Here is a 26512-nt window from a genome sequence, read left to right as displayed (position 1 = left end):
CATACTTTCTTTTTATGTATAATTCGTGTAAAAATTTTTCTTCTATTCCCATAATCCGTCCCCCACCGGACCATATTTCTGGTATAATGATGATTTAAAGGGAATATTGTTGAAATACTATCATCAACACAGTAGAGAGAGGTAAGATATGGAAAAATTAGCCATCATCGATATGGGCTCCAATTCGATCCGTTTTGTTGCCCTGCAGATAGCCGATAACGGTGCCTATTCATTTATGTATCAGGAAAAAGAACCCATCCGCCTGGGCAGAGGCCTCAGCCAGACCAGCCTGCTCCGCGATAAAGGCATGGAACGGGCCATGACCTGCCTGAAAGTCTATAAACACATGATGGATGTCGGCCACATTGAAAACTGCATCGCCGTCGCTACAGCAGCCGTCCGCAATGCGTCGAACGGCGATGAATTCCTGCGCCGGATCAATAAGGAAACAGGCATTACCATGAATGTCATCACCGGCGAACGGGAAGCATACCTTGGGTATCTCGGCGTCATTAATACGATCAACGAACGCGATTTTGTTCTCTTCGATCTGGGCGGGGCCAGCGTGGAATTATCCCTTGTCCGCAACGGGGAAATTGAAAAGTCCGTCTCCGTACCCATCGGTGCCGTGACACTGACCGAAAAATTTGCAACCCAGGGCAATCCCGATACTGCTTCCCTTACTGCCTGTCAGGAATATATCGCTGAAAAGCTGAAAGACGTACCGTTCATTGCCAATACAGGGCTTCCCCTTATCGGGGTCGGCGGTACGGCCCGTACCTTTGCCAAGATGGATCAGCGGGCCATAGGATATGATTTTTCCAAAATTCATAACTATATCCTGCCTTACGACAATTTTCTCAATCTCTATACGGAAATCATCAGCCGCACGGCGGCAAACCGGAAAAAATTGTCTGGCCTGTCTGCCGACCGGGCCGATCTCATCGTTGCCGGTGCCGAAGTCATTGATACGTTATTCCGCGTGACCGGCAGCCAGGAAATGATCATCAGTGGCTGCGGGCTTCGTGACGGACTGTTTTTCGAATATTATGCGGCATATACGGGTATGGAAAAACCCCGCTTCGACGATATCCTCGACCAAAGTATCAGTAATTTTCTCAAGACCCTGCCTAACACGAATTATCAGCATATCAACCAGGTCGTACGTGTCGCGTCCATGCTCTTCGACCAGCTACAGCCACTCCATGGCTATGGGCCGAGAGAACGCCGTCTTCTCCTGACGGCGGCACGTCTTCACGATGTAGGTAAAATCATCAATTATTATGATCATGCCCGGCACTCAGCATTTATGATCGGTCATGCCTCTCTGTACGGCCTGACCCAGATGGAACAAATCATCGCCTCGTTCATTGCCGGGTTCCATCACGGTATCAGCCGGAAAATCCTGCGTTCCTACCGCTATGCCCACATGCCTTCTGAAGAGGACTGGATCATGATCCGCCGCCTGTCCATATTGCTGGCACTGGCAGAAGCATCGGACCTGACGTACGAACAGCTCGTAGAAAGCATCGAAGTGGCCCACGCCGAAAACGTCGTCGTCCTCATTCTCACGGTGACGCCAGGGGCCACTTATAATGCCGCCGATTACGAAATGAAACAGCTTCTGAGCCAGTTCAAGAAAGAATTTGGCGCAACGCTGCTCCTGGTCTGGAAATAGACAGAATCCGCTACAGATATGCCAAAAGCGCCTGTCCCACAACTACGTGGGAGAGACGCTTTCTGGCATATCTATGAGAAAGAATTATGTTGCTGCCACTATCAGCAGTTTTCAAGAAGGGATACGTCTTCACCGGCGAGGATTTTCTTCATCGTCCGGGCCGGGCACATACGGCCGCACATGGAGCAGGTCCCTTCACATTCCGGTTTGCTCGATTCATAATAAGCTCTGGCCTTGACGGGATCGATTGCCAGGGAAATCATCTTTTCAAAATCTACATCGACGCGGGCTTTACTCATGGCGTCGTCCCATTCCTGTGCTCCCGGGATACCTTTTGCAAGGTCAGCGGCATGGGCTGCCAGGCGTGTAGCGATGATGCCTTCTTTGACGTCTTCTACGGACGGCAGGCGCAGATGTTCGGCCGGTGTGACATAGCAGAGGAAATCGGCACCGCACGAACCAGCAATGGCACCGCCGATTGCGCTGGTGATGTGGTCATAGCCCGGTGCAATATCGGTAACCAGAGGTCCCAGTACATAGAACGGGGCTTCGTGGCAGAGGCGCTTTTCAATCTTCATATTGGCAGCGATTTCCGTGAGGACCATATGGCCCGGGCCTTCTATCATGACCTGTACATTGTGGTCCCAGGCCCGTTTCGTCAATTCGCCGAGAGTAATCAGTTCTTCAATCTGGGCTGCATCGGTCGAGTCATGGGTACAACCGGGACGGCAGGCATCGCCCAGGCTCAGAGTGACGTCGTATTTTTCGCAGATGTCGAGGAGGCGGTCATAGTATTCATAGAACGGATTTTCCTGCTTGTTCATTTCCATCCAGGCAAAGAGCAGGGAGCCGCCACGGGATACGACATTGGTCAGACGGGGATTGCGTTTGATCCGTTCTGCCGTTTTCTGATTCATGCCACAATGGATAGTCATGAAGTCTACGCCATCTTCAGCATGTTGTTCGACGACGGAGAAAAATTCTTCTACCGTAATATCCTTTAGATCTTTATCCAGCATACCGACGGCATCATACATAGGAACAGTACCAATCATGGCGGTAGACATGCCGACGAGTTTGCGGCGGAAATCCCGTGTCTTTCCGAAGTTGGAAAGGTCCATGATGGCTTCGGCTTTCATGTCGATAGCACTCTGGACTTTCTGCAGTTCTTCTTCATGATTGTTGTGTTCCGGTGAGACGCCGAGATTGACATTGATTTTCGTACGGCAGTTTTTGCCAATGCCTTCCGGGCTGAGTGCCGTATGAAGCTTGTTGGCAGGAATAGCGACTTTACCGCTGGCAACGAGTTCCATCAGTTTTTCTACGGGCATCTGTTCCTTTTTGGCGACGATTTCCATCTGCGGCGTAACGATACCTTTACGGGCGGCATCCATCTGTGTGGTGTAGTTCATGACACATCCTCCTAAACATATCCCAAAAAAATTCAAAAAAACACAATAAAAAAAGCTCAACCCGCAGGGTGAGCTATCATATCCGGTAACAGCTTCCCTACGTCGGTATTACCCGAATCAGGTTCAAGGGTCATTCTCAGCCTTGCGGCGCCCCTAGCTTTTTATCCTTCGCTTATTATAGTACACTCTGTTAACAAATACAAGTCATAATTTACATTGGGAGATAAAAAAGATGATTGAAGTAAATATCACAGTTTATTTACAATTTAGCACTGACGGCGGTTCAAACGCTCTGTAGCATTTTCAGGAGAGACATTTTGCTGTATAATACTCGTATCAGAATCCAATAAGAAGGATATAGTAAATAAGTCATAAGGAGGTATTTTACCCATGAAACATCGTTTCTTAAAAGCTCTGACACTTACAGTACTGCTAGCCACGGCAAGCGTCACGGTTCCTGCTGTCGCAAATGCAGCGGAACAAACGCCGTCCGTCATCAATGTAACGGGATATGCCGAACAGGAGGTCGCACCAGACACGGCCTATATCACGATTGGCATGGAAAGCACTGCCAATGATGTCCAGAAGGCCCGCAGCGAAAATAACCTGGTCATGAATCAGGTCACCAATGCCGTTAAAGCGCTGGGAGTTACCAAGGATGATCTTCGGACGACAGACTTCAATATGACGCCGAATTATGATACCAATGGCAGAAAGATTGTCTCTTATACCGTGACAAATAACCTGCGCATCCGCGTTTCTGATTTTGATCTCATTCCGCGGATCATCGAAAAAGCAGGACAGGCCGGTGCCAACCGCGTCATGGGAATGACGTTTACCAATGAACACGCCGACACCATCAAAAACAATCTGATAAAAGAAGCCGTCCATAACGGACGCAGTGCCGCTGAAGCTGCCGCAATGGCTGCAGGCGGACAACTCGGCAAAGTAAAAGAAATCAACATCAGCGGCCGCACGCCTTCCTATAGCAGGGCATATGCCGGTGCTATGAATGCCCGTCTGATGAAAGTAGAAGCTGCCGATATGGCACCCGTAGAAGCCGGTACCAACACGTTGAGCGAAACGGTCAGCATGACATTCTACATCCAGTAAGAACAGCGCAGCACATACAAAACGAGGCGGCAACAAAATGATTTTCATCGTTCATTTTGTTGCCGCCCCGTTTTTTTGCTGTACATGCCATCTCTATTTCCTATCAATTGGTATAATGCAGCGATTTTTTAACTGTTATAAAGAGTAAATAACAGTTATTAGCTCTTTATAACTCTATATTTTTATCTGTTTCTGACAATATAGCACTGCCAGGATGGGCGTAAACAGGCTTGTATCGGTCGTATACTCCTCTGCCGACAGGAACCGGCCCTGCTGATCATATATGTGTCTGGCTACGCTGATACGATAGACATGCTCCTCTTCTTTCAGTTTCTGCCCGGTAATATACTCCTGCATGATATACGGCTTATGGAGACGCGCAGCAGCCTGACACGATTCAGCCATAGTTTCCTCATAGGACGGCGAAAAAGCTGCCCCATCGATGGAACGATACAACGTGTGATGAATGACAGCCCGCATATACGGCGTATCATCGCTGAGGTCCTCATCGAGACGGAATACAGGAGGTGCTACATATATATCGGAATGTACCACGGGATGACGGTCTCTAAAGACGGTCTGTCCGGTCTTTTGCTCATAGGCCCACAAGTTATCATAGTACTGGCGCAGTGCCGCATCGGCATAGACAATCATGTGGTGACGAAAATGATACGAATCGGGACTGTCCTTCCAGACAATTTTCGTTCCAAATTGATTGTACGGCATACGAAACGTCTGCAGGACATGCTGGACCGGATCTCCTTCGATGACGACCCGTTCCAGATTCATAGCCTGTCCATAGGCATCGGCGAAGGCCTGGTTTCCCACGGCGGGCGCACCAAAGGTGATAATCCGTATATCCCCAGGAGAAAATCCCTGGTCTGCCATGCGGGCACCGATAAGTGATGCCGCCGCGCCGCCCAGACTGTGACCCGTCACAAGCAGATCTGCTTCCCTGTTGGAAATGATGGAAGACATTGTATCTGCAACGGTTCCCTTCCCCATTCTCGTATTGAGGATCGTCCGGGCATAGTCATCGAACCCTTTGTGTACAGAAGGCACTTCCCGTCCCGGTTCCTTTCTATCCTCCTGGTGGAAAGGGACGGACCGGGTCCTCAGGTCGCTCTTAATATCTTTTTTATCCACCGTTCCCGAAATAGCCAGGATGTAGCGGGCCGGATGTTCTTCGACAGCTTGTTTGTGCAACAAGATAAATTCGGCCTGTGAAGACTTGCTGATTCCCGTAAGGTTTTCGATCTGCCAGCCTTCTTCCCTGTATTCCTGCCGGGCCAGTCTGCCCGGTTTGTCGTCATATGATGCCAGCGATGCCATGGCCGCTTCATACCGGACTTTGGACTGCAGATACCCGCTTTGGACATCCGCTGCCAGCACGCTGGAACACATACCTGCAAAAAAAAGGCAGCTCATCACTGCCTTTACCATTTGATTCATATGAGACGCCTCCTTTTATGGATGCCACGACAAGATAGAAAAAACTTCCCGGTTCGGATGGTCCGATACTTCAAAGTGAAGAGTCCGCGATAATTCCCGTTCCAGCCGTTCCCGCCGCTTGCGTTCCTTGAGGAAATCGACTACGTCCTGATGGGCACAAATCAGAAGATCTCCTTTCACGTGGCGTACCTGCACCATATGGCGCAGTCGGCGGATGATCTGGATAGCCACCGTTTCAGGAGAATAGAGATATCCCGAACCGCCACAGACATTACAGGGACTGAACTGGACCTGATGCAGTCCCTGCCGCGATTTCTTACGGGTAATTTCTACCAGATTCAGGGCCGTCATACCCATAACATGGGTCTTGGTGCAGTCCTGGGCCGTTTCCTTCTCCAGTATGTCCAGGATTTCCTTCCGCCGGTTCGGCTGGGCCATATCGATGAAATCAATAATGATGATGCCACCAATGTCGCGGAGGCGCAGCTGGCGGGCAATTTCTACAGCCGCCTCTTTATTGACGTGGAAAATCGTATCCTGAAGAGTGCTGCTGCCCGTATACCGGCTGCTATTAACGTCGATGACGGTCAATGCCTCGGTCCGGTCGAATATGAGGTTGCCTCCCGATGGAAGGGGGACTTCCCGCGCTACCAGACTGCGCAGCTGCTCTTCCAGATGATATAATTCAAATACAGGTTCATCACCCTGATACAGGCTGACCCGTTGTCTCCAGCTGTCATCCGGCAGGACCTGACAAATCCGCTCATACGTTTCTTTATCATCGACGACGATTTTTTTGACATCGTCTGTACAATAATCACGGATAGTCCGCATGACCAGGTCTGCTTCCCGATACAGCAATTTGGGTTTACGGGCCAGTTCATACCGACGCAGTACACTCTGCCACGTATGGAGCAGATAGGTAATATCCGCTATAAGCTCTGCTTCTGCTATACCATTGGCAACGGTCCGGATAATGATTCCCATGCCCTCCGGTTTCAGCCGGCTTGCGATGGCACGCAGACGGTCCCGTTCCTGTTCATCCCGGATTTTCTTGGAAACGCCTATATAATCTACTGTCGGCATCAGCACGGCATACCGGCCGGGCAGACTGATATTGGCCGTTACTTTAGGGCCTTTGCTCCCCTGTTCTTCCTTTACGACCTGGACGAGTACGCTCTGGCCGATAGAAATGCGGGTCTGTTGGATTTGTTCCTTCGTCGCTGCCCGGGGAAAGAGATCGCCAAGGAACAAAAAGGCATTCTTTCTGCGTCCTATATTGACAAAGGCAGCCTGCATGGCCGGCAGAATATTTTGTATGGTCCCCTTGTATATATGATTGACAATATGATTCTCGTCATTCCGTTCTACAGAAAAATCACGCAGTATCCCCTCATCTAGGATAGCTATCCGCGTTTCTTCGGGCATGATATTGCCAATAATTGTCTTCATAGGTCTTCACCTGCCTTTATAGCGACGCTGCCTTCCGTAGTTCCTATACGCCGTCAAACAGCGAATAATTCATCCCATCGCGGCGGACATAAATGCCCCGCCGCCAGGCCAGCACGAGATCTGCCTGCACAGGGAGCCCGAACTGTGTCCTGAGGACGTCCCACACCTGCTGCGGTTTGATGGCCCCGTCCTCCGTTTCCAGAATCCCTGCGTGAAGACATACCGTATCTTTTTTTACTATACCGGACACGGGTTCGATGACATGATTTTTTACGGCGATGAGACGTACTTTATGGCCCTTTTTGACCGATACCTTTTCATAGGCCACATCGGGCTTTTCATTGAATGCCTTCAGGATGCCGTCCAGTTCGTCCTGGCTTATAGGCCGGGTAACAGGGCCTTTGATGTCATACACGGCGTAGTTTGCGACGGCCATGAGTTTGGGAGCTTTGGCATCGATATACTTGCCGTCCTGGACAGAAAAGCCATCAGGCGATACAGCGTTCATCCGTCCTATCACATCTGCGACAGGTACCAGCTCTGCCAGTTCCATGTCGAGATATTCCACGTCAGCACCGACACCGACGCCGAGGGCTGAAGCAAAACTCAGCTTCATATGGGGATTGAACCCTTCGGAATACAAAATGGGCAGTCTGGCACGGATAATAACATACCGGACACAACGGGCAAAATCCAGATGGGAAAGGAATTGCAGCGCTCCCTCTTTTTTAACAGCTAAACGTAATCTTTCCATGGCTGTCTCCTTCCTTATAGTCTTTGACATGAACGCCCAGCGAAGGACAGACGCCACAGCCGGTACAGCTCAGATGACGGCAGTCGTGGGTCAAGCTGCCATCCAGTGCTTTCTGCCACTCTCTCTTGAGGAAGGCCTTGGACGCCCCGTTGGAAAGATGGTCCCACGGGAGCACTTCTTCCGTAGGCCGCGTACGGGCAGCATAATAATCGGGATTGACGCCGGCATTCCGGAAGGCCTGCATCCACTTTTCGTAATCGAAGAGTTCTGTCCAGCCATCAAATTTACAACCCAGTTTCCACGCTTCATACAGCACCCGGCCCATACGGCGGTCTCCCCGGGCAAAAGCTGCTTCCATGCGGCCCGTTTTGGCATCATGGTAGTGATACGATATATGCTTGTCCCTGATCAGACTCTTGATATACTGCTGTTTGCGCTGGATTTCCTCGATGGGCAGCTGGCCGAACCACTGGAATGCCGTATGAGACTTGGGAACAAAACTAGACACAGAAACCGTCACTTTTCCGTTATTTTTGTGAGTAATCTGGCGGTACAGATTCAATACTTTGTAGGCCAGGTCGGCAATACCGGCCAGATCTTCATCGGTCTCCGTAGGAAGGCCCATCATGAAATACAATTTGACAGTAGACCATCCATTTTTGAAGGCATTTTCACAGGCCTGCATGAGATTTTCTTCCGTGACACCTTTATTGATGACGTCGCGCAGCCGCTGCGTGCCCGCTTCCGGTGCCAGTGTCAGACCACTTTTGCGGACCTGCTGTACTTTTTTGGCGATATCGATGGAAAAACTGTCAATGCGCAGAGACGGCAGACTGACGCTGACCTTCTGATCTTTAAAGGCATCGAGCAACTGATCGACCAATTCGGGAAGACAGGAGTAGTCAGCGGAACTCAGGCTCATGAGAGATATTTCGTTGTAGCCGGAATTTTTTATGATATCCTTAGCCAGTTGCACCAGCCGCTGCGGCGATTTTTCCCGCACCGGTCGATAGAGCATCCCGGCCTGACAGAACCGGCATCCCCGGCTGCAGCCGCGGAACAATTCCAATACAGCCCGGTTATGAACGATGTCGATATTGGGTACGATAGGCTTCGTCGGAAAATATACGTGCTCCACGTCCGATACGACACACTTTTCAATCTGGGCCGGAGCGCCTTCTTCGAGGATCGTGAGGCCCTGATACTGCCCATCTTCATCATACCGGGGTCCATAAAAGGCAGGAACGTAATTTCCCTGCTGGCCGGCCAGTTGTTTCAACAGCCCTTTCTTACCGCCCGGTTTCCCGGCTTCTTTCCAGGCAATGATCGTGTCTGCCAGGAGCTGTACCGATTCTTCCGATTCGCCCAGGCAGAACAGGTCAATATAGTCGGCCAACGGTTCTGCATTATAGGCGCAAGGGCCACCGGCTACGACGAGAGGCATATCTTCTCCCCGGTCCCGGGAAAATAAAGGAATCCCTGCCAGGTCGAGCATATTCAGGATATTGGTAAAGCTCATTTCATACTGCAGCGTAAATCCGACAAAGTCAAAATCGATGACCGGCGTCCTCGTTTCCAGAGAAAAGAGCGGATATCCTTTACTACGCATGAGCTCTTCCATATCCGGCCAGGGCGCATAGACCCGTTCCGCTGCCACGTCCTTCCGTTCATTGAGCAGCGCATAGAGAATGCGCAGGCCCAGATGGCTCATGGCCACTTCATATACGTCGGGGAAACAATAGGCAACGGTCAGTTTGACATCTTCATGATTTTTTACGACACTGTTCCATTCTCCCCCCACGTAGCGGGCGGGCTTACTGACTTTGCTCAGCAGGACAGGATCGATTACAACAGTTCGTGACAAAGAGAAACCTCCTATCAGGTTGCAGACCAGCATCAGAAAATCATCGTCTGCTGCCGCATGTAAATACTCATCAACAGGCCCATAGCCAGCATATTCGTCGTCAGGGCACTGACACCATAACTCATAAAGGGCAGCGGAATCCCCGTAACCGGCATGATACCGCAGGTCATGCCGACATTTACCAGAACCTGGAACGCCCACATGGAAACGATGCCCGTTGCCAGGAGCATGCCAAAGGGATCCTTACATTCTTTAGCCGTGACAAGGCCCCGGTAGATGAGCAGAAAATACAAGAATAAAATGACGATACAGCCCATAAAGCCCAACTCTTCCCCGATGACCGAGAAAATAAAGTCCGTATGATTTTCCGGCAGGAAATTCAACTGGCTCTGGGTTCCCTGAAAGAGTCCCTTGCCAAATAGTTCACCGGAACCGATGGCAATTTTGGACTGGATGATATGGTACCCGGCACCGAAGGGATCGGCATTTGGGTCGAGAAATACGAGAATACGGGACTTCTGATAATCTTTCATGAAATGCCATCCAATAGGCGCCAGGACGACGCCGGCTGCAAAGATATTGCGCAACAGGGACAGTTTGATATTGGCTACAAAGAGCATGCCAAGGGTAATCGCCAGAAATACGAGACTGGTCCCCAGGTCCGGCTGCTTCAGTACGAGCAAGAAGGGAATCCCTACAAACAGGCCGACAGGGAGCAGGCTCTTAAAGGAATTCAGTTTGTCTACTTTATCGGATAACAGGGCCGCCGTGCAGATAATCATGATCAGTTTGGAAAATTCCGAAGGCTGGATAGTAATTGGTCCGACCTGGATCCAGCGCTGTGCCCCCAGAGCAGATGTGCCGACGAACATGACCGCCAGCAGAAAAAGCAGATTCAACACATAGAGTGGTTTGGCAAAATGCTTCAGCCGCGTATAATCGAAGCGGCTAAAAAACAGGACGATCAGGAGATTCAGCACAAAAGCCCCACCCTGCTTAGCTACGAAATCGTAATTGATGACTCCTTTGTTGATGTGAGTCGCACTGCCAATGATACAGAGACTGCAGCAGACAATCAGAATCGTCGAAAACAACATGACTTTATCTAAATTTTTCCATTCTCTTTTAAACATTCTTACTGACTCCTATCGGCGGTACTGACGCCACATGCGGGACTGGTTGCGCCGCTGCTTCAAAGATACGCGCATCAGAGAAGAAACAGACTGACTATCACTGCCCGGTTCTGTAGAAGAGCCAACGTTTTCAGCCATTGCGTCTGCCTGTTCCTGTACGATGGCCTCCGGTTCATCCGTAGTTTCCATAGAACCGGGAATCACGTGAGCTGCCGCTTTTACCAGTTCTTCCATGGCGCCAGCTGGAATCGCTTCGTCTGCAGCAGCATTTGTTTCGCACGTCCGTTCCTCTTCGGTTCCTTTCGAAACGTGGGCCGGCTGTTCCTCCAGAGGCAGGAATTTCACAAGGTCCGGGATAGAAACAGGCACGTGCCCGGTAAGATACGCGACGGTCTGTTCCATTGCCTGATAAAAAGGAATTTTTTCATCCAGATGGACGATATCCCCTTCCTGGGCCAGCCGGTTGACTGTACTGTCATGAGGAAGCACACCGGCCACATGTTCTGCTGGCAGCGATTCCAGGGCTTCCTTCACCGGTACAAAACCGTCGGCACTATCATAAAAATTATTGAGTAGTGCCGCATAATGGAACTGTTTATGCTTATTGCAGAACTGCATGACCCGCGATGCGTCACGGATGGAAGACCAGGACGGTTCAACGACAAAGAGGATTTCATCGGCAATGGCTACGGCGTCCTTATAAGCTCTCCCCCGCCCGGGCGGACAATCGATGAGAATATAGTCATAGTCCGGAGCCAGGGACTCCAGTGTATACTGAAACGTCGGAGCATCTACTTTTTCCCATGTATGTTTCTGACTGGCCGCCAGAAAATCAAGCTGCGGCATGACAGGTATAATCGCTTCTTCTGCGGTACAGCGCTGCTTCATGACATCGACGGCATCATACAGGACCTCATCCTGTACACCGAACAGCAGATCCAGATCACGCAGCCCCATGTCCGCATCGGCTGCCAGGACCGAATATCCTTTTTTTGCTAATGAGACAGCCAGCGTGGCCGTAACCAGGGTCTTGCCAACACCGCCTTTTCCTGAGGCGACAGCAATAATATAAGACATGGGAAGAAAACTCCTTTCTCTATCAATTCTTTTTATCTTTTGCATCATGAGCCGGGCTCTTGCCATCAGCATAAGCTCCGACCTGGAAGAATTCTTCCAGCATGCTCTTTGCAACCGGTCCGGAAGCCAGGGCGCCAAAACCGCCTTGTTCCGTCAGGACAGCGATGACAATGCGGGGATGATCAAAGGGAGCATAGGCCACGAACCAGGCATGATCAGCGCCGCCAAAGTTTTCCGCAGTCCCGGTCTTACCGGCTACCTGGATAGGGAATCCGGCGAAAAGCGAACCGGCTGTACCAGATTCTTCGGCAACGTTACGCATCCCTTCCCGGACCAGATCCAGTGTGGACTTGGAAACAGGCAGAGTCCCTACCTGTTCGGGAGCAAAAATCTTATACGGTGTACCATCGAGATTATCAATACGGCTGACCAGGAATGGCTTATACTGGATGCCGCCGTTGGCAACTTCGCTGACAATCATGGCTGCCTGCAGCGGCGTGACCAGCTGGAACCCCTGTCCGATAGCCGAGTTGAACGTATCGCCCAGGTACCAGTCCTGATTAAAATTCTTCTTTTTATACTCTTCACTGGCAACCAGCCCGGTCGCTTCACCGCGCAGAGCGATGCCCGTCTTTTTGCCCATACCGAACATGCGGGCATATTCAGCCAGTTTATCGATACCGACACGACGTCCCAGTTCGTAGAAATACACGTTATCCGATTTGGCCAGTGCTTCTGTAAAATTCAGCCAGCCCAGCGCTTCGCCGCCGGCATTGCGCATATCGACCAGCCAGTGACGGCCGCTATCGAAAATCATTTCGTCAGGCGTGACCTTCTTCAATTCCAGAGCTGCCGTGCCAGTAATCAGTTTAAATGTTGATCCGGGAGGATATTCGCCGGCAATAACGCGGTTTTCCATGGGATGGGCGGGATTATTGTTGATCTGAGCCCATTCTTTTTCGGTAATCCCCCGGGTGAACCAGTTCGGGTTATACGAAGGCCGGCTGGCCATTGCCAGGACAGCCCCTGTGTTGGGATCAATAGCCACGGCAGCAATCCCATGGGTACCGATGCCGTTGGCAATCTGGCGGTCCAGGGCATCTTCTGTCGCTTTCTGCAGATTGAGATCGATAGTCAGATGGAAATTATGTCCCGGTACGGGGTTTTTGCGTTCCATTTCCTTGACGGGAGTACCGCTGGCATCGACTTCAACCTGACGGCCACCGTCTTTACCGCGCAGCAGATCATCATAATAGGCTTCCAGCCCAGCCCGGCCAATCTGGGTGATACTGGAAACACCTTCCTGCCCCTGCAGTCGTTTCATATCTTCTTCGTCGATCTGCCCGACATAGCCGAATACCTGTGCAGCCATAGAATTATACGGGTAATAGCGGATTGGCTGGACATCGACAGATACACCGGGCAGGTCATTGCGCCGTTCTTCTACCCGTGTGACGATATCCTGGGTCAGATCCTGGGCCAGGATGGTCGGTTCAAAGGAATTTTTTCCCTTGTCGATTTTTTCCTGCAGCTTCTCTTTCGGTACATTGAGCAGTTTTGCCAGGGAATCCAGTTCGGCATCGGATATGCCCTTTTTCGTCGGGACATAAGTAACCATAAAGATGGGACGGGAACCGACGAGAATCTGGCCATTGCGGTCGTACATGACGCCACGCATAGCCGCTATGGGAATAGCACGCAGGCGGTTTCCTTCTGCCAGCCCGTGGTAATAGCTGCCTTCAAACAGCTGCAGATAGACCAGGCGGCAAATCAGGGCAGCAAAGATAAAAATGACAATCCAGTACAGATAGCGGAACCGTCCGTCCTGGTTCTTTTTTTTCATTAAAGCTTCTAGCATGTATTACACTCCTTGTGCTTCAGGCCTGTCAGCGGAAATCGGCAAAATTATAATACATTTCCTTACGGCGCAGTTTCCACACCAGATGGTCAACCGGCAGTGCCAGAATCCCGTGATAGATAAGCATGGGCACACTGAATTCAACAAGATAGGCGATGATATTGATGTATTGCCCGGAAACGAACAGGACAAGGCAGGTCAGGACCAGGTCCAGGAAGGTTGCAGCCAGCACGATGAGCAGCGTCAGCAGCCATTGTTCTTCTTCAATGTACTGGCCGATATAACTGGCAATGCAGGCAATGATCAGATACGGCAGCAGGTGGATGCCAAAGAAATTGCCAAGGACGACATCCTGGGCAAAACCGCCCAGGAGTGCCGTATAAATAGCTACCTTTTTCCCATGGTGGAGCGACATGAGAGCGACGAACAGAAAAATCAGATTCGGCTGGGTCACGCCGCTAAAAAGAAAAGGAAGCACCGATCCCTGCAGTATGAATACGACAAAAGCCGTAACCAGGCAGGCTAACTTTCTCATAATGCAGCAGCTCCTTTGACGCCTTCTACTTTGTCACGCTGGGTCTGTGGCACGAGCTTCGGTGAAACATCCGGTTTTTCATACGACGTCGTATCCGTCGAATGAGTGATGACAAACACTTCTTCCAGTTTCGAAAAATCGACGCCGGGACGGATGACGGCATACTTGACGAAATCATTGTCGTCCTGGTGGATAGACACGATGGTTCCGATGTACAATCCCTTCGGATAAATAGATCCAAATCCCGATGTTACCAGCGTATCGCCTTCCAGAATATCGGCATCCTTGGCAATATTGACAAACTGCGGTTCTGTCGGGACATTGCCATTTCCACGGACGACGGAAGATACGCGCGATTCAGGACGCTGTACGATAGCCCCGATACTCGTCCGGGGATCGGTCAGGAGCTGGACCCGTGAGGAATGAGGGTATACATCGCTGATAAATCCTACGACACCGGCCGGAGTCACAACAGCCATATTTTCTTCGATGCCATCTTCGCTGCCAATATCGATGACCATGGTATTGCTCCACGTGCCATAATCCCGCGAAATAACAGAGCCGGCCCGCACATTGAACTGACGATGGGCAGCTTTAAAATCGAGAAGTTCGCGGTACCGTTTATTTTCAGCCAGGATTTCATCATAATCGACGCTGCGTTCTTTCAATTCAGCATTTTCTTTTTCCAGAGATTCCCATTCAATGCGGTTTTTCAGGCTGATATCTACGATATGGAATGTGGAAGACAATGTGTCCATAATACGGCTGGCACCATATTCAAACGGTGCTGCCACAATCTGCAGCGGTTTTGTGATAAAAGGCAGGGAATCCCGCTGGCGCCAGGCCCAGCCGACAACAGCTATAATAATGAATAATACGAGTACGACAAGGATACTCTTTTTACCGAACGAATACAATGTTAAAATCTCCTTCTGTAAATACGTTCTGCCCCTTCGATGAGGGCACCTAATTTTTCTCTGTCATGGAGAGCCTTGCCTGTCCCGCGGGCAACGGCCAGTTCCGGTTCTGCAGCCACTACGACAGGCACGCCCAGTTCCTGGGAAAAGAGCTGGTCCATGCCATGAAGCATAGAACCTCCCCCGGTCAGGACAATACCGTGTTCCATGATATCTGCCGACAGTTCCGGAGGTGTTTCTCTCAGGACATCCTGGGCCAGGTCCAGAATCTTGACCAGCGGCTTACCGATGACCCGGTAGATTTCGCTGGATTTGACGCCCACTTCCTGCTGCAGGCCATCGTCGATGCCACGGCCCGTGAAATAATATCCCCGGTCTTCCAGCGGCAGTACAGCTGATCCATTATGTATTTTCATTTCTTCCAGTGTCGTATCTTCTGTGACAATGGCATATTGCTGGCGGATATACTCTTTAATGGCATCATCAAAATCGAGACTTCCCAGATGGACAGAACGGGAAATGACAATGCCCCCTAATGAAATGATGGCAATATTAGTCGTACCACCGCCGATGTCGATGACCATATTCCCTACAGGATCATAGACAGGCAGTCCGGCACCGATAGCTGCGGCAGCGGCCGTTTCAATCAGATAGGCTTCTTTGGCCCCGGCCTGGAAAATAGCTTCCATGACAGCCCTTTTTTCGACGTTGGAAGCAGCTGCCGGTACGCCGACCATAATACGAAGCCGCTGTACACTGCGGACGCATTTGCTCAGGAGATATCCCAGCATCGTACGCGTTACATTATAATCGGCGATGACGCCGTTTAAAAGGGGCCTGTGGATTTTGACCGTCTCCGGCGACTTGGCAAGCAGCTGTTCTGCTGCATGACCGACGGCAATCGTTTTGCGGTTGCGTTCGTCTGTCGCCAAAATGGACGGCTCCGACATGACAATGCCCCGTCCTTCTACGAATACCTGTGTCGTACAGGTTCCCAAATCTATCCCAATATTTTTCGTTAATGGTGAAAACATCGACCCCATGTCATTTCCTTTCGCTGCACACCCTATGGGTATGTGTTATATTTCATTGCTACAGTCATCCATATATTTTATCACAAACCCTGTCTATGAACCAGTGTCATACAGAAAAAAGCGGCCAGGAATTTTCCGGGCCGCTTACCTGCCTCTGTCTCCGATAATATGTTATAACGAAGCAAATAATTTATTTTTTGTCCGTTCCGCTTCGGATTTGATTTTTTCAATATCGAGAGTCGTAAATTCTTTATGGCGCAACAAGATATTACCGTTGACCAGGACCGTATCGACATCCATGCTATTGGCAGCATAGGCCAGAAGGGACAGCGTATCATGATGAGGATACCAGTGAAGGCCGCTGCGGTCTATGAGGGTGATATCGGCTTTATACCCCGTTTCCAGCCGTCCTATGTCACTATATCCCAGTGCTCTGGCGCCGCCTTCGGTCAGCATATTGACCGCCGTTTCCGCGGGAATGACCAGCGGGTCCAGCGTATTAGCTTTATGGACCAGCACAGCCAGTCGCATTTCTTCCATAATATCCAGATTGTTGTTGCTCGATGCACCATCTGTCCCGAGACCGACGACAATGCCTTTATCCAGCATCTTGTGAATAGGGGCAAAGCCACTGGCCAGTTTCAGATTGCTTCCCGGATTATGGGCCACGCGTACATGTTTTCTGGCCATGATATCCAGATCATCATCGTCAACCCAGACGCAATGGGCAGCCAGGCATCCCGTATCAAACAATCCCAGTTCATCGAACCAGGCAATGGGCGATTTGCCATACTGTTTTTTGATATTTTCCACTTCCCCTTTCGTTTCCGAAAGATGGGTATGGATTTCCGCACCCAGTTCATGAGCCAGATCGACTACCCGGTGCAGATATTCCGGCGTGTTGGTATAAGGGGCATGAGGCCCGAGCATGACCGTAATGCGGCCATCCCCTTTCTTGTGCCAGTCCAGGAATAACTGTTTACTTTCTTTAAGTGCCGTTTCTGCGCTGGGCGTGATGCCCGTCATACCCCGGGACAGGCATGCCCGGATACCCGATTCTTCTACGGCCCGGGCCGTATCGTCCATAAAGAAATACATATCGGCAAAACTCGTCGTGCCACAACGGATCATTTCTGCAATTCCCAGCATGGTCTGGGCATAGACGACATCGCCGTCGAGGTGATCTTCGGCAGGCCATATTTTATTCTGCAGCCAGTCCATAAGATCCATATCGTCGGCATAACTGCGGAATACCGTCATGGCAATATGATTGTGGGCATTGACAAACCCGGGCAGAGCCAGCATGTTGTGACCGTCGAGCACTTCATCATAGGCACAGAATAATACGTCCTTATCTTTGGGAAATCCCGTGATTTTATCATCGGTGATTTCAATGTTCTGATGTTCCGTCACCGTATGGTTTTGATATATACCGACATTTTTAATCAGCGTCTTTTTCATCCCTGTCACGGCCCCCTTAGTCCAGATTGAGGTATTTGCGCTGTTCTTCTGACAACGTATCGATGGCATATCCCATAGAGGCTAATTTAATCTTGGCGATTTCCGTGTCGATTTCATGAGGCAGGACGTATACGTGATTTCCCAGTTCGGCGTGATGTTCCAGAATGTATTTGGCAGCCAGGGCCTGCACGGCAAAGGACAAATCCATGATTTCTGCAGGATGACCATCGCCAGCAGCCAGATTGACCAGGCGCCCTTCAGCCAGAAGATTGATAACGTGTCCATTGGGAAGTTCGTATCCTTCGATATTGTGGCGGGCTTCAAAATGGCGTACTGCCAGGGCTTCCAGTTCCGGTTTGTTGATTTCGACATCAAAATGACCGGCATTGGCCAGGACGACGCCATCTTTCATGTTCTTCATATGTTCTCCACGGATGACATCTTTATCACCCGTCAGGGTAACAAAAATATCCCCTACTTTAGCCGCTTCTGCCATAGGCATGACTTCAAATCCGTCAAAGACGGCTTCAATCGCTTTGATAGGGTCTACTTCGGTGACTATGACATGAGCTCCCAGGCCTTTGGCTCGCATGGCACAACCTTTGCCGCACCAGCCATAGCCGGCGACGACGACGCGCTTGCCCACGACGGTCAGATTGGTCGTACGCATGATTCCATCCCACGTAGACTGACCTGTACCATAGCGGTTATCAAAGAGGTATTTGCAGTACGAATCGTTCGCCGCTATCATGGGGAACTTCAACGCCCCTGCTTTATCCAGTCCATGGAGACGGTTAACCCCGGTCGTCGTTTCTTCCGTGCCACCCAGAAGGTTTTCCATGGCATCAGCCCGTGTCGTGTGCAGGAGATGGACCTGATCTCCGCCATCATCAATGATGATATCGGGATGATGGTCCAGAGACTTATTGAGGAAGCCAAAATATTCTTCATCCGTCGCACCATACCAGGCATAAACGGTCAGACCATCTTCTACCAGAGCTGCCGCTACATCATCCTGTGTGGACAGAGGATTGCTGCCCGTAACGATGACGTTGGCTCCGGCCCGGTGCAGTACTTCAGCCAGATAGGCCGTCTTGGCTTCCAGATGGACGCTGACGCAGATGGTCTTCCCTTTAAAGGTCTGGTCTTTCTTCAGTTGGTCGCCAATGGCATTTAATGCCGGCATGTGCCGGTCTACCCAGCTGATTTTTTCATGACCGCTTTTAGCAAGTGAGATGTCGCGAATAATAGATTCCATAATTATTAACCCTCTTTTCTAAAAAATGCTGTCAGACTGGCGGCATCGGGATGATGGATGATGCCTCTTTCTGTAATAATGCCTGTAATATAGTCATGAGGCGTTACGTCAAAGGCGGGATTGAACACGTCTACATCGGGCCGGGTCGTCAGGATTCCGCTCAGACGGCGCACTTCATCATGATTTCGTTCCTCTATCGGGATTGCCGTCCCATCGGACAGGGTCAGATCAAAGGTAGAAGCCGGTGCTGCCACATAAAAAGGGATGCCGTGGGCACGGGCCAGGACCGCGACGCCATAGGTGCCGATTTTATTGGCCGTATCACCGTTGGCAGCGATGCGGTCCGCTCCGACAATCACAGCGTTTATGCCTTTCGTCTTCATGACCCAGGCAGCCATATTATCGGTAATGAGTGTCACCGGGATCTGGTCTTCCATAAGTTCTGTCACCGTGAGGCGTGCCCCCTGGAGCAGCGGCCTCGTTTCATCGGCATAGACGCGGTGGATGAGTCCCTCTTCATGGAGAGTCCGGATAACGCCCAGTGCTGTTCCGATACCGGCTGTAGCCAGCGCTCCTGCATTGCAATGGGTCAGGATGGTCAGAGGATGCCGGCTCCTTCCCAGTTCTGCTGCTCCGAATTGTCCCATGTGGCGGTCCATTTCCGCATCATCCTGCTCAGTGGCACAAGCTGATTGTTCCAGTACATCTGCCGTTTCTGCCACTGTGTGGGAGGATAATGTCTTTCTGGCCAGGTTCATCTGCTTCTGTACTGCCCAGTGGAGATTGACTGCTGTCGGCCTTGCCCCGTCCAGTCCCCGTCCGGCTTCTTCCAGCTGCACTTCAAACTGCCGTTTATCCGGACCGGCTGATGCGATGTCACGGGCAGCCAGTACCATCCCATAAGCGGCTGCTACTCCTATAGCGGGAGCTCCCCGGACAGCCAGGACGCGGATGGCGTCGCGTACTTCCTGCCAGCGGGTACAGCAAAGATACCGTTTTTCTCCCGGCAGCCGTGTCTGGTCAAGAAGCTGCAGGGTATGGTTTTTCCAAGCTAACGTTTTCATCAGACTGAAAAACCTCCATAATCTTTCAACGTATGACGGCACGAACAATCACGGTCATCGTACAAATCTACGGTATGCATGACCAGTTTGCGCAGGCGCTTCGAATTCTGCACCATTTTTTCGACTACTTCTGCGTGGGTCAGCGGAACCGGGGAAATCCCGGCGGCGTAATTAGTGACCATAGAAATAGTCGCATAACACATTTCTGCTTCCCGTGCCAGACACACTTCCGGCACATTTGTCATGCCCACGATATCGCCGCCTAATTTATCAAACATCTTGATTTCAGCCGGCGTTTCAAACCGCGGACCTTCCGTACAGACATAGGTGCCTGCCGGATGAAGCGCATACGACAGGTCCTGGGCCGCCTGTACAACCGTCTCCCGCAGAGACGGACAGTACGGCTCGGTCATATCGACATGGACGACGCCATTGCTGCCGCCATCAAAAAACGAACCATGACGGGAGTGACTGGTAAAATCAATAAACTGATCGGGAAGGACAAATTCATCGGGCTCGTAGTCCCGGTTGATGGCCCCTACGGCAGTCGTTGACAAAATGGTCGTCACGCCCAATTTCTTTAACCCCAGGATATTGGCCCTGTAATTGATGAGATGGGGAGGAATGGAATGGTATTTGCCATGGCGTGCCAGGAAGATGATTTCTTTCCCTTTGTACGTCCCCCGCGTATAGCGGATCGTGCCATAATAATTTTCCATCTGCCCCGACGTTACATGGTCCAGCATCGTCGGGTCACAAATGCCTGTCCCCCCGATAATAGCAATATGTCCCATAAAATATCACGTCTCTTTCTGTTTGAACATCGCCGCCAGCTCGTCATGGCTGATGACATATCTGGCACCGCAGTACTGACAGGTCATCTCTACCTGCGGATCCTTCAGCAATTCTTCTTTATCGGCCGGGCGCAACGACATGAGCACATTTTTAATTCGGTCCCGAGAGCAGGTACAGCGCCACGACAAAGGTTGCCGGTACAATTCTTTATAATGCATGCCGCCCAGAATAATGCCGGCCAGTTCTTCTCCGTCGGGATGATTGCTAAGGTACGACGTAATCGGCCCTATACAGGTGATATTGGCTTCTACCCGTGCCAGATCTTCATCCTTTGCCCCGGGAAGAGCCTGCACCAGGAATCCGCCCGACGCAGCAATGGAATAATCCCGCGCTACGAGCACGCCCAGGCTGATTGTCGAGGGGACCTGTTCTGACGTAAGGAGATAATAGGCCAGGTCTTCGGCAATTTCTCCCGATACGAGTTCGGCCTGACTGGTATAGGTCATTTTTTCCGGTGTAAACCGTGTCACTGAAAGCTGCCCATGCTGTCCCACGGCTCCGCTGACGTCGAGTTTTCCATTCGGCTTGAGTGGAATATCCAGTTGCGGATGATCCACGTATCCTCTGACATAACGGGAATCGAAGCAGTCGGCATGAACGGCTCCCAGCGGGCCGTCACCGTTAAATTTCAGCGATACGCCTTCATGGTTCTTATAATCTCCGGCGAGCAGGACCGACCCGGTCATGGCCCGGCCCAGGGCTGCTGCCGCCACAGGAGACAAGTTGTGGCAGGTCCGGGCTTTCTGTGTAATCGTGCGCGTCACTGCCACAGAAACACGAATCAGTTCGTCTGATGTATAATGTATAATTTTATCTTCTATGTGCATAAATAATGTATCCTTTCTCCGTAATAAGGTACTTTATATTATACTATTCCGGTACGGAAAATACTAGTCATCTCCTATAGCAGGAATCAGACTGTGTGTCGTCGAAATAAGATATATAAACAAAATGCAGAGAGGAGGACTCTATATGACAGAAAAACCGAAAACAGCTACAGAACCTGTGGCAGCAGATCCGGTCCTGAAGAATACGGCAAAGGCGGAAGACGAAGATACCAAGCTGGTCCTGGTCAATCCCGCCGGGACGACCGATGAGGAGGAAGATCCGGAAACTCCTTATCTGGCTTCGGATATGTACAAACGGGTAGTCACATTAATCAATAAATTTGAAGAAGACCTGCCAGACGATCTGCAGGCCGGCGGCCGCCTCGTATCGGCCGGCAATATCACCTTTTCTATCCAGGATGTTGGCTATTGGGATCCGAATATGATCGTGTTTTACGGAGAACTGGAAGACGGTTCCCGCGTCGAACTGGTCCAGCACCTGTCCCAGCTGAACCTGCTACTCGTCGCAGTCAAACGCAGCAATCCGGAAGAACCACGCCGGGTTATCGGTTTTACGACCAGTCCGGAGCCGGATATTGAAGACGATACGGACTGAACGAGGATACCACTCTATAGAAAAACTGCTACGTAAAACGCTGCACACCATCATCTGGCGTGCAGCGTTTCTGTGCTTATAATTCTTTAATGAGGTTGACCATTTCAATGGCGCTGGTTGCCACGTCAAAGCCTTTATTACCAGCCTTCGTACCAGCCCGTTCGATGGCCTGTTCGATATTTTCTGTCGTAATGACGCCAAACAGGACAGGAACGCCTGTCTTGAGGCTTGCCTGGGCAATCCCTTTGGCTGCTTCGTTGCATACCAAGTCATAATGGCTGGTTGCCCCGCGGATGACGGCTCCCAGGCAGATGACGGCATCGTATTTGCCCGATTCTGCCATCTTCTGGGCAATGAGGGGAATTTCAAAGGAACCGGGAACCCAGGCTGTCGTAATGTCATCATCAGCCACGCCGTGACGTTTCAGCGCATCATAGGCGCCGCCGAGAAGACGGCTGCAGATGAATTCATTGAAACGGGCAACGACAATCCCTACTTTAATACCAGAACCTATTAATTTACCTTCTTTTACTTGTACCATTCGTACCACTCTCCTAATGATTAATATAGTAAACTTTGGGATATGTTAAAATCCATTTTCCAACAGCATTTCCATAGTGACGCCTTTCCGGCTTTCTGCAGGACCTGTTTCCATGAAGCGATGAATGTATTTACCGACAATATCCGTCTCCAGATTCACGATGGCACCGGGATGCTTATCCATCAACGTCGTATGGCTCATCGTATGGGGAATGATGGATACGGAAAACTGACTGCTGCCGGCAGAGACGACGGTCAGGCTGATTCCATCAATGGTAATAGAGCCTTTTTCTACGATAAAGGGGGCTATATCTCTGGGAATAGAAATGGTGATGACCCGGGCAATCCCGTCATTTTCTACACGCGATACATGACCCGTACCGTCAATATGGCCACTGACGATGTGCCCGCCCAAACGACCGCCGACCTGCATTGCCCGTTCCAGATTGACCGATGATCCTGTACGAAGCTCGCAGAATGACGTCCGGCGCATCGTTTCATGCATGACATCTGCCGTAAACGATGTATCAGTCAGGGATGTCACCGTCAGGCAGACGCCGTTGACGGCAATACTATCGCCGATGCGGGTACCTTCCAGCACCGTATGGGCTTCTATGGTGAGGACAATGGAGTCCGTACGCCGGTCCATAGCACGGATTGTCCCCAGTTCCTCAATGATGCCAGTGAACATAGGCACCCTCCCTTTCTGTATTATAGGCGGTAATCAGCAGATTATCGCCGACCATTTTAACACTGTCATAAGAAAGAGGCATACATTCGGCCAGATCATCAACGCCTTTTCCTCCAACAGATGGCAGCGATTGTGAACCGCCGATTACTTTATTGCCAACGAAAGCATATATCTTATCGACGAGCTTGTGATCAAAAAAGCTGCCCTGCACGGTACTGCCGCCTTCCACGAGGATACTGCGTATGCCTTCGTTCCATAACAGATCCAGTGCCTGTACCAGATCGATATGACCGTCCCCTGTCAGCGGGGCCAGAACAACGCGGACCCCTAGTTCTTTCAAACGGCGCATCTTATCTGTATGGCACAAAGTCGTCGTAACGACTATCGTGTCAGTCGTCTTATCAGTAATAACCAGTGCCGTTTCCGGTATGCGGCCATGGGTATCCAGGACAATGCGTACCGGCTGATGCGGTGCATCCTGCTCTTTCCGTTCTATCCGGCAGGTCAGGAGGGGATTATCCGTCAGAATCGTATTGATGCCTACGAGGATGCCATCATATATGGAGCGCAGATAATGACCTTCCTTCCGTGCTTCTTCATTAGTAATCCACTGGGATTTGCCAGTTCTTGACGCAATACGGCCGTCGAGACTCTGAGCCAGTTTAGCGGCAATAAATGGCTTTTCAACCATCATATTTTTGATAAATACTTCATTGAGCTGGGCTGCTTCGCGGGAAAGAAGGCCTACTTCCACGGGAATACCGGCCTGCCGCAAAATAGCAGCCCCTTTCCCGGCTACGAGGGGGTTGGGATCAAGCATGGCCATGACGACCTTTCCCACTTTCTTTTCTACCAGTGTCCGGGCGCAGGGTGGCGTCCGTCCATAATGGGCACACGGTTCTAATGTAACGTATACCGTCGCGCCTTCAGCCTGATCTCCCGCTTCCCGCAGTGCCCATACTTCTGCATGAGGTGTACCGGCCTTGCGGTGATAGCCCCGTCCTACGATCCGGCCATCTTTTACGATGACACACCCGACAGCCGGATTGGGTGACGTATATCCCAGTGCCAGTCTGGCCAGAGACAGGGCTTCCTGCATATATTCTATCGGTTCCAAGATTGTCCTTCCTTTCCTGCCAAAGAAATAAAAAAGGCCATCGGTACATACCCATACCAATAGCCTTTTTGAGCACACTAAACACACACGTCCGTGCCGTCTTTTCCCATCCAGACTATACTGTCGGTACCGAAATCCCATCGGTTCAGCTCCTGATAAGGAGTTAGCGGACTCTACCGCCGGTCAGGAATTGAAAGCCCTGCTTTCTCACCTTGCCCCAAAGACTATTTCTATTCAGTTCTTTCATACAAAAAGTATTTTACCATAAGAAAAAAAGAAATACAAGCGCCGCATATCCTCAGCGCAGAGCTGCAATAGCTGCGGTCCTGTCCGCCGCGCCAAAGACGGCACTGCCGGCTACGAGGAAATCCGCTCCCGCATCTTTCACAGCCTGGACGGTCTTGCCATTGACACCGCCATCGACTTCAATGACAGCCGTCGTATTGCCGCACTTCGTCAGGAGAGACCGGGCTGCACGGATTTTATCCAGCGCATAAGAGATGAATGTCTGACCGCCAAAGCCGGGGTTGACACTCATGATAAGGATCATATCGACGATTCCGGCCACACATTCCAGGGAAGAGACCGGGGTTGCCGGGTTGAGCGCGACACCTGCTTTCATACCGGCTTCGTGGATCTGCTGGATGACCCGGTCCAGATGAGTACAGGCTTCCTGATGGACCGTCACATAGGTGACGCCAGCCGCCTTCAGCCCGTCGATATACGTTTCCGGGTGTTCTACCATGAGATGGGCATCAAAAGGAACTGCCGTATACTTGCGCAGACTGGCAATCACGGGCACACCAAAGGTCAGATTGGGCACGAAATGTCCATCCATCAGATCGAGGTGAATATAATCAGCGCCGCCTTTTTCAACGTCTTTGACTTCATCGGCCAGGCGGGCAAAATCGGCTGATAAAATAGACGGACAGATAGTTACCATGCAAATCGTTTCCTTTCCAGAATAGACTCCAAAATTTTGCAATACGTCATATAGCGTTCTTCCTTTATCGCCCCTTCTGTGACAGCCTGTTTGACACTGCAGTCCGGTTCATGATAATGAAGACACGAATTAAACCGGCAGGTACCGGTATACGGCATCATGTCAGGGAACAATTGTATCAGTTCTCTCGGTTCCAGGTTTTCAAATTCCAGGGAGCTGAATCCCGGCGTATCAACCACATAGGTGTGATCATCTACGCGGAGTATCTCTGAATGCCGTGTCGTATGACGGCCCCGTTTGATTTTCTCACTGACCTGGCCGACAGACAAATCCCGTCCCAGAATCCGCGACAACAAGCTGGACTTTCCTACGCCGGACGGACCGCCGAAGGCTGTCATCTTCTGCGGCAGAAGCCGCAGAAGCGCATCTATCCCTTCCCCTGTCCGGGCCGATACGAGATACACGTCATATCCGCAGTCCTGATAAAAAGCCTGGTACTGTTCTGCCGTATCCCGGTCCAGGTCACACTTATTAAAGCAGAGCTTTGGATGGATGCCGGCGTATTCACACGTCATGAGCATTTTATCCACCAGGAACTGGTTGGGGTCCGGTGACTGGGCGGCCATGATGATGAACATCTGGTCGATATTGGCCACCGCCGGGCGCCGGAGCGCATTCGTCCGTGGCAGGACGGCCTCGATAACGCCCTTGTGGTTATCCACCATCGTCAGGGATAACTGGTCCCCTACGAGAATCTTTGCTTTCAATTTACCTCTGCGCCGGCATTCCACCAGCTCCTGTTTTCCTGTATCGACGTAATAAAAACCATTGTAATTCTTGATGACCCGGCCTGTTGTCATA

At 50.9% G+C, this 26512-nt stretch carries 24 protein-coding genes and 2 riboswitches; of the genes, 3 read left to right on the top strand and 21 right to left on the bottom strand.

Annotation, left to right across the window (positions count from 1 at the left end):
- Nucleotides 1–148: 148 nt before the first annotated feature.
- Nucleotides 149–1678 (top strand): Ppx/GppA phosphatase family protein, encoded by a 1530-nt coding sequence (locus tag DW949_RS08600; protein ID WP_118022822.1) that lies wholly within the window; start codon nucleotides 149–151, stop codon nucleotides 1676–1678.
- 101 nt (nucleotides 1679–1779) lie between these two features.
- Here the strand turns inward: DW949_RS08600 and thiC are convergent, their stop codons facing one another.
- The gene (gene thiC / locus DW949_RS08595; RefSeq protein WP_118022821.1) at nucleotides 1780–3090 is read right to left on the bottom strand and encodes a phosphomethylpyrimidine synthase ThiC; all 1311 of its coding nucleotides are present in this window, start codon (nucleotides 3088–3090) and stop codon (nucleotides 1780–1782) included.
- 77 nt (nucleotides 3091–3167) lie between these two features.
- A riboswitch (TPP riboswitch) is annotated at nucleotides 3168–3255 on the bottom strand.
- Between the two features lie 225 nt (nucleotides 3256–3480).
- Between thiC and DW949_RS08590 the strand changes: the two genes are divergently transcribed.
- Complete coding sequence (locus DW949_RS08590) at nucleotides 3481–4203, top strand: SIMPL domain-containing protein (protein ID WP_118022820.1); 723 nt, start codon at nucleotides 3481–3483, stop codon at nucleotides 4201–4203.
- A 174-nt stretch (nucleotides 4204–4377) separates the two neighbouring features.
- On the opposite strand, the gene DW949_RS08585 is transcribed toward DW949_RS08590, so the two are convergent.
- The 15 genes from DW949_RS08585 to hslO form a co-directional block, all read right to left on the bottom strand.
- Entirely contained in the window at nucleotides 4378–5655 is a 1278-nt protein-coding gene (locus DW949_RS08585; RefSeq protein ID WP_118022819.1) for a lipase family protein, read from the bottom strand.
- A gap of 15 nt (nucleotides 5656–5670) precedes the next feature.
- On the bottom strand, nucleotides 5671–7107 hold the full coding sequence (locus DW949_RS08580) for an Rne/Rng family ribonuclease (protein WP_118022818.1): 1437 nt from the start codon (nucleotides 7105–7107) through the stop codon (nucleotides 5671–5673).
- A gap of 43 nt (nucleotides 7108–7150) precedes the next feature.
- Nucleotides 7151–7861: a TIGR03936 family radical SAM-associated protein gene (locus DW949_RS08575; protein ID WP_118022817.1), complete on the bottom strand. Its 711-nt coding sequence runs from the start codon at nucleotides 7859–7861 to the stop codon at nucleotides 7151–7153.
- Entirely contained in the window at nucleotides 7836–9758 is a 1923-nt protein-coding gene (locus tag DW949_RS08570) for a TIGR03960 family B12-binding radical SAM protein (RefSeq protein WP_118022816.1), read from the bottom strand. Before DW949_RS08570 ends, DW949_RS08575 begins: the two co-directional genes overlap by 26 nt.
- Entirely contained in the window at nucleotides 9758–10858 is a 1101-nt protein-coding gene (rodA, locus tag DW949_RS08565; RefSeq protein WP_118022815.1) for a rod shape-determining protein RodA, read from the bottom strand. Before rodA ends, DW949_RS08570 begins: the two co-directional genes overlap by 1 nt.
- Before the next feature lie 12 nt (nucleotides 10859–10870).
- A complete protein-coding gene (locus DW949_RS08560; protein ID WP_118022814.1) occupies nucleotides 10871–11935 on the bottom strand; it encodes an AAA family ATPase in 1065 nt (354 codons plus the stop codon).
- A 22-nt stretch (nucleotides 11936–11957) separates the two neighbouring features.
- A complete protein-coding gene (gene mrdA, locus DW949_RS08555; protein WP_118022813.1) occupies nucleotides 11958–13793 on the bottom strand; it encodes a penicillin-binding protein 2 in 1836 nt (611 codons plus the stop codon).
- Between the two features lie 28 nt (nucleotides 13794–13821).
- Entirely contained in the window at nucleotides 13822–14328 is a 507-nt protein-coding gene (gene mreD, locus DW949_RS08550; protein WP_118022812.1) for a rod shape-determining protein MreD, read from the bottom strand.
- Nucleotides 14325–15245, bottom strand: coding sequence for a rod shape-determining protein MreC (gene mreC, locus DW949_RS08545; RefSeq protein ID WP_118022811.1), 921 nt, complete (start codon nucleotides 15243–15245; stop codon nucleotides 14325–14327). The genes mreD and mreC overlap by 4 nt, the downstream gene beginning before the upstream one ends.
- 2 nt (nucleotides 15246–15247) lie before the next feature.
- Entirely contained in the window at nucleotides 15248–16288 is a 1041-nt protein-coding gene (locus tag DW949_RS08540) for a rod shape-determining protein (protein ID WP_118022810.1), read from the bottom strand.
- A gap of 162 nt (nucleotides 16289–16450) precedes the next feature.
- Nucleotides 16451–17740 (bottom strand): amidohydrolase, encoded by a 1290-nt coding sequence (locus DW949_RS08535; protein ID WP_118022809.1) that lies wholly within the window; start codon nucleotides 17738–17740, stop codon nucleotides 16451–16453.
- A 16-nt stretch (nucleotides 17741–17756) separates the two neighbouring features.
- Nucleotides 17757–18998 (bottom strand): adenosylhomocysteinase, encoded by a 1242-nt coding sequence (locus DW949_RS08530; protein WP_118022808.1) that lies wholly within the window; start codon nucleotides 18996–18998, stop codon nucleotides 17757–17759.
- A 5-nt stretch (nucleotides 18999–19003) separates the two neighbouring features.
- Nucleotides 19004–20062, bottom strand: a complete 1059-nt coding sequence (mtnA, locus tag DW949_RS08525) for an S-methyl-5-thioribose-1-phosphate isomerase (RefSeq protein WP_118022807.1) — start codon at nucleotides 20060–20062, stop codon at nucleotides 19004–19006.
- Nucleotides 20062–20856, bottom strand: a complete 795-nt coding sequence (gene mtnP / locus DW949_RS08520) for an S-methyl-5'-thioadenosine phosphorylase (RefSeq protein ID WP_118022806.1) — start codon at nucleotides 20854–20856, stop codon at nucleotides 20062–20064. The genes mtnA and mtnP overlap by 1 nt, the downstream gene beginning before the upstream one ends.
- Nucleotides 20857–20862: 6 nt before the next feature.
- Nucleotides 20863–21744, bottom strand: a complete 882-nt coding sequence (gene hslO / locus DW949_RS08515; protein WP_118022805.1) for an Hsp33 family molecular chaperone HslO — start codon at nucleotides 21742–21744, stop codon at nucleotides 20863–20865.
- A gap of 145 nt (nucleotides 21745–21889) precedes the next feature.
- On the opposite strand from hslO, the gene DW949_RS08510 reads away from it, so the two are divergent.
- Nucleotides 21890–22360 carry a DUF6173 family protein gene (locus DW949_RS08510; RefSeq protein WP_233539544.1) on the top strand — a complete coding sequence of 157 codons (471 nt, stop codon included), beginning with the start codon at nucleotides 21890–21892 and terminating at the stop codon, nucleotides 22358–22360.
- A 76-nt stretch (nucleotides 22361–22436) separates the two neighbouring features.
- Here DW949_RS08510 and ribE read toward each other — a convergent pair whose 3' ends face one another.
- The 5 genes from ribE to rsgA form a co-directional block, all read right to left on the bottom strand.
- On the bottom strand, nucleotides 22437–22901 hold the full coding sequence (ribE, locus tag DW949_RS08505; RefSeq protein WP_118022804.1) for a 6,7-dimethyl-8-ribityllumazine synthase: 465 nt from the start codon (nucleotides 22899–22901) through the stop codon (nucleotides 22437–22439).
- Between the two features lie 45 nt (nucleotides 22902–22946).
- Nucleotides 22947–23591 (bottom strand): riboflavin synthase, encoded by a 645-nt coding sequence (locus tag DW949_RS08500; protein ID WP_118022803.1) that lies wholly within the window; start codon nucleotides 23589–23591, stop codon nucleotides 22947–22949.
- Nucleotides 23572–24708, bottom strand: a complete 1137-nt coding sequence (gene ribD / locus DW949_RS08495; RefSeq protein WP_118022802.1) for a bifunctional diaminohydroxyphosphoribosylaminopyrimidine deaminase/5-amino-6-(5-phosphoribosylamino)uracil reductase RibD — start codon at nucleotides 24706–24708, stop codon at nucleotides 23572–23574. The genes DW949_RS08500 and ribD overlap by 20 nt, the downstream gene beginning before the upstream one ends.
- 94 nt (nucleotides 24709–24802) lie before the next feature.
- A riboswitch (FMN riboswitch) is annotated at nucleotides 24803–24937 on the bottom strand.
- Nucleotides 24938–25006: 69 nt separating this feature from the next.
- A complete protein-coding gene (rpe, locus tag DW949_RS08490) occupies nucleotides 25007–25651 on the bottom strand; it encodes a ribulose-phosphate 3-epimerase (protein ID WP_118022801.1) in 645 nt (214 codons plus the stop codon).
- A complete protein-coding gene (gene rsgA, locus DW949_RS08485) occupies nucleotides 25645–26511 on the bottom strand; it encodes a ribosome small subunit-dependent GTPase A (protein WP_118022800.1) in 867 nt (288 codons plus the stop codon). The genes rpe and rsgA overlap by 7 nt, the downstream gene beginning before the upstream one ends.
- Nucleotide 26512: the final 1 nt, after the last annotated feature.

The sequence above is a fragment of the Megasphaera sp. AM44-1BH genome (genome assembly GCF_003467125.1).
Taxonomy (GTDB): Bacteria; Bacillota; Negativicutes; order Veillonellales; family Megasphaeraceae; genus Megasphaera.
The sequence above is the reverse complement of the archived record's forward strand: the minus strand, read 5'-3'. Positions and strand labels throughout refer to the sequence as shown.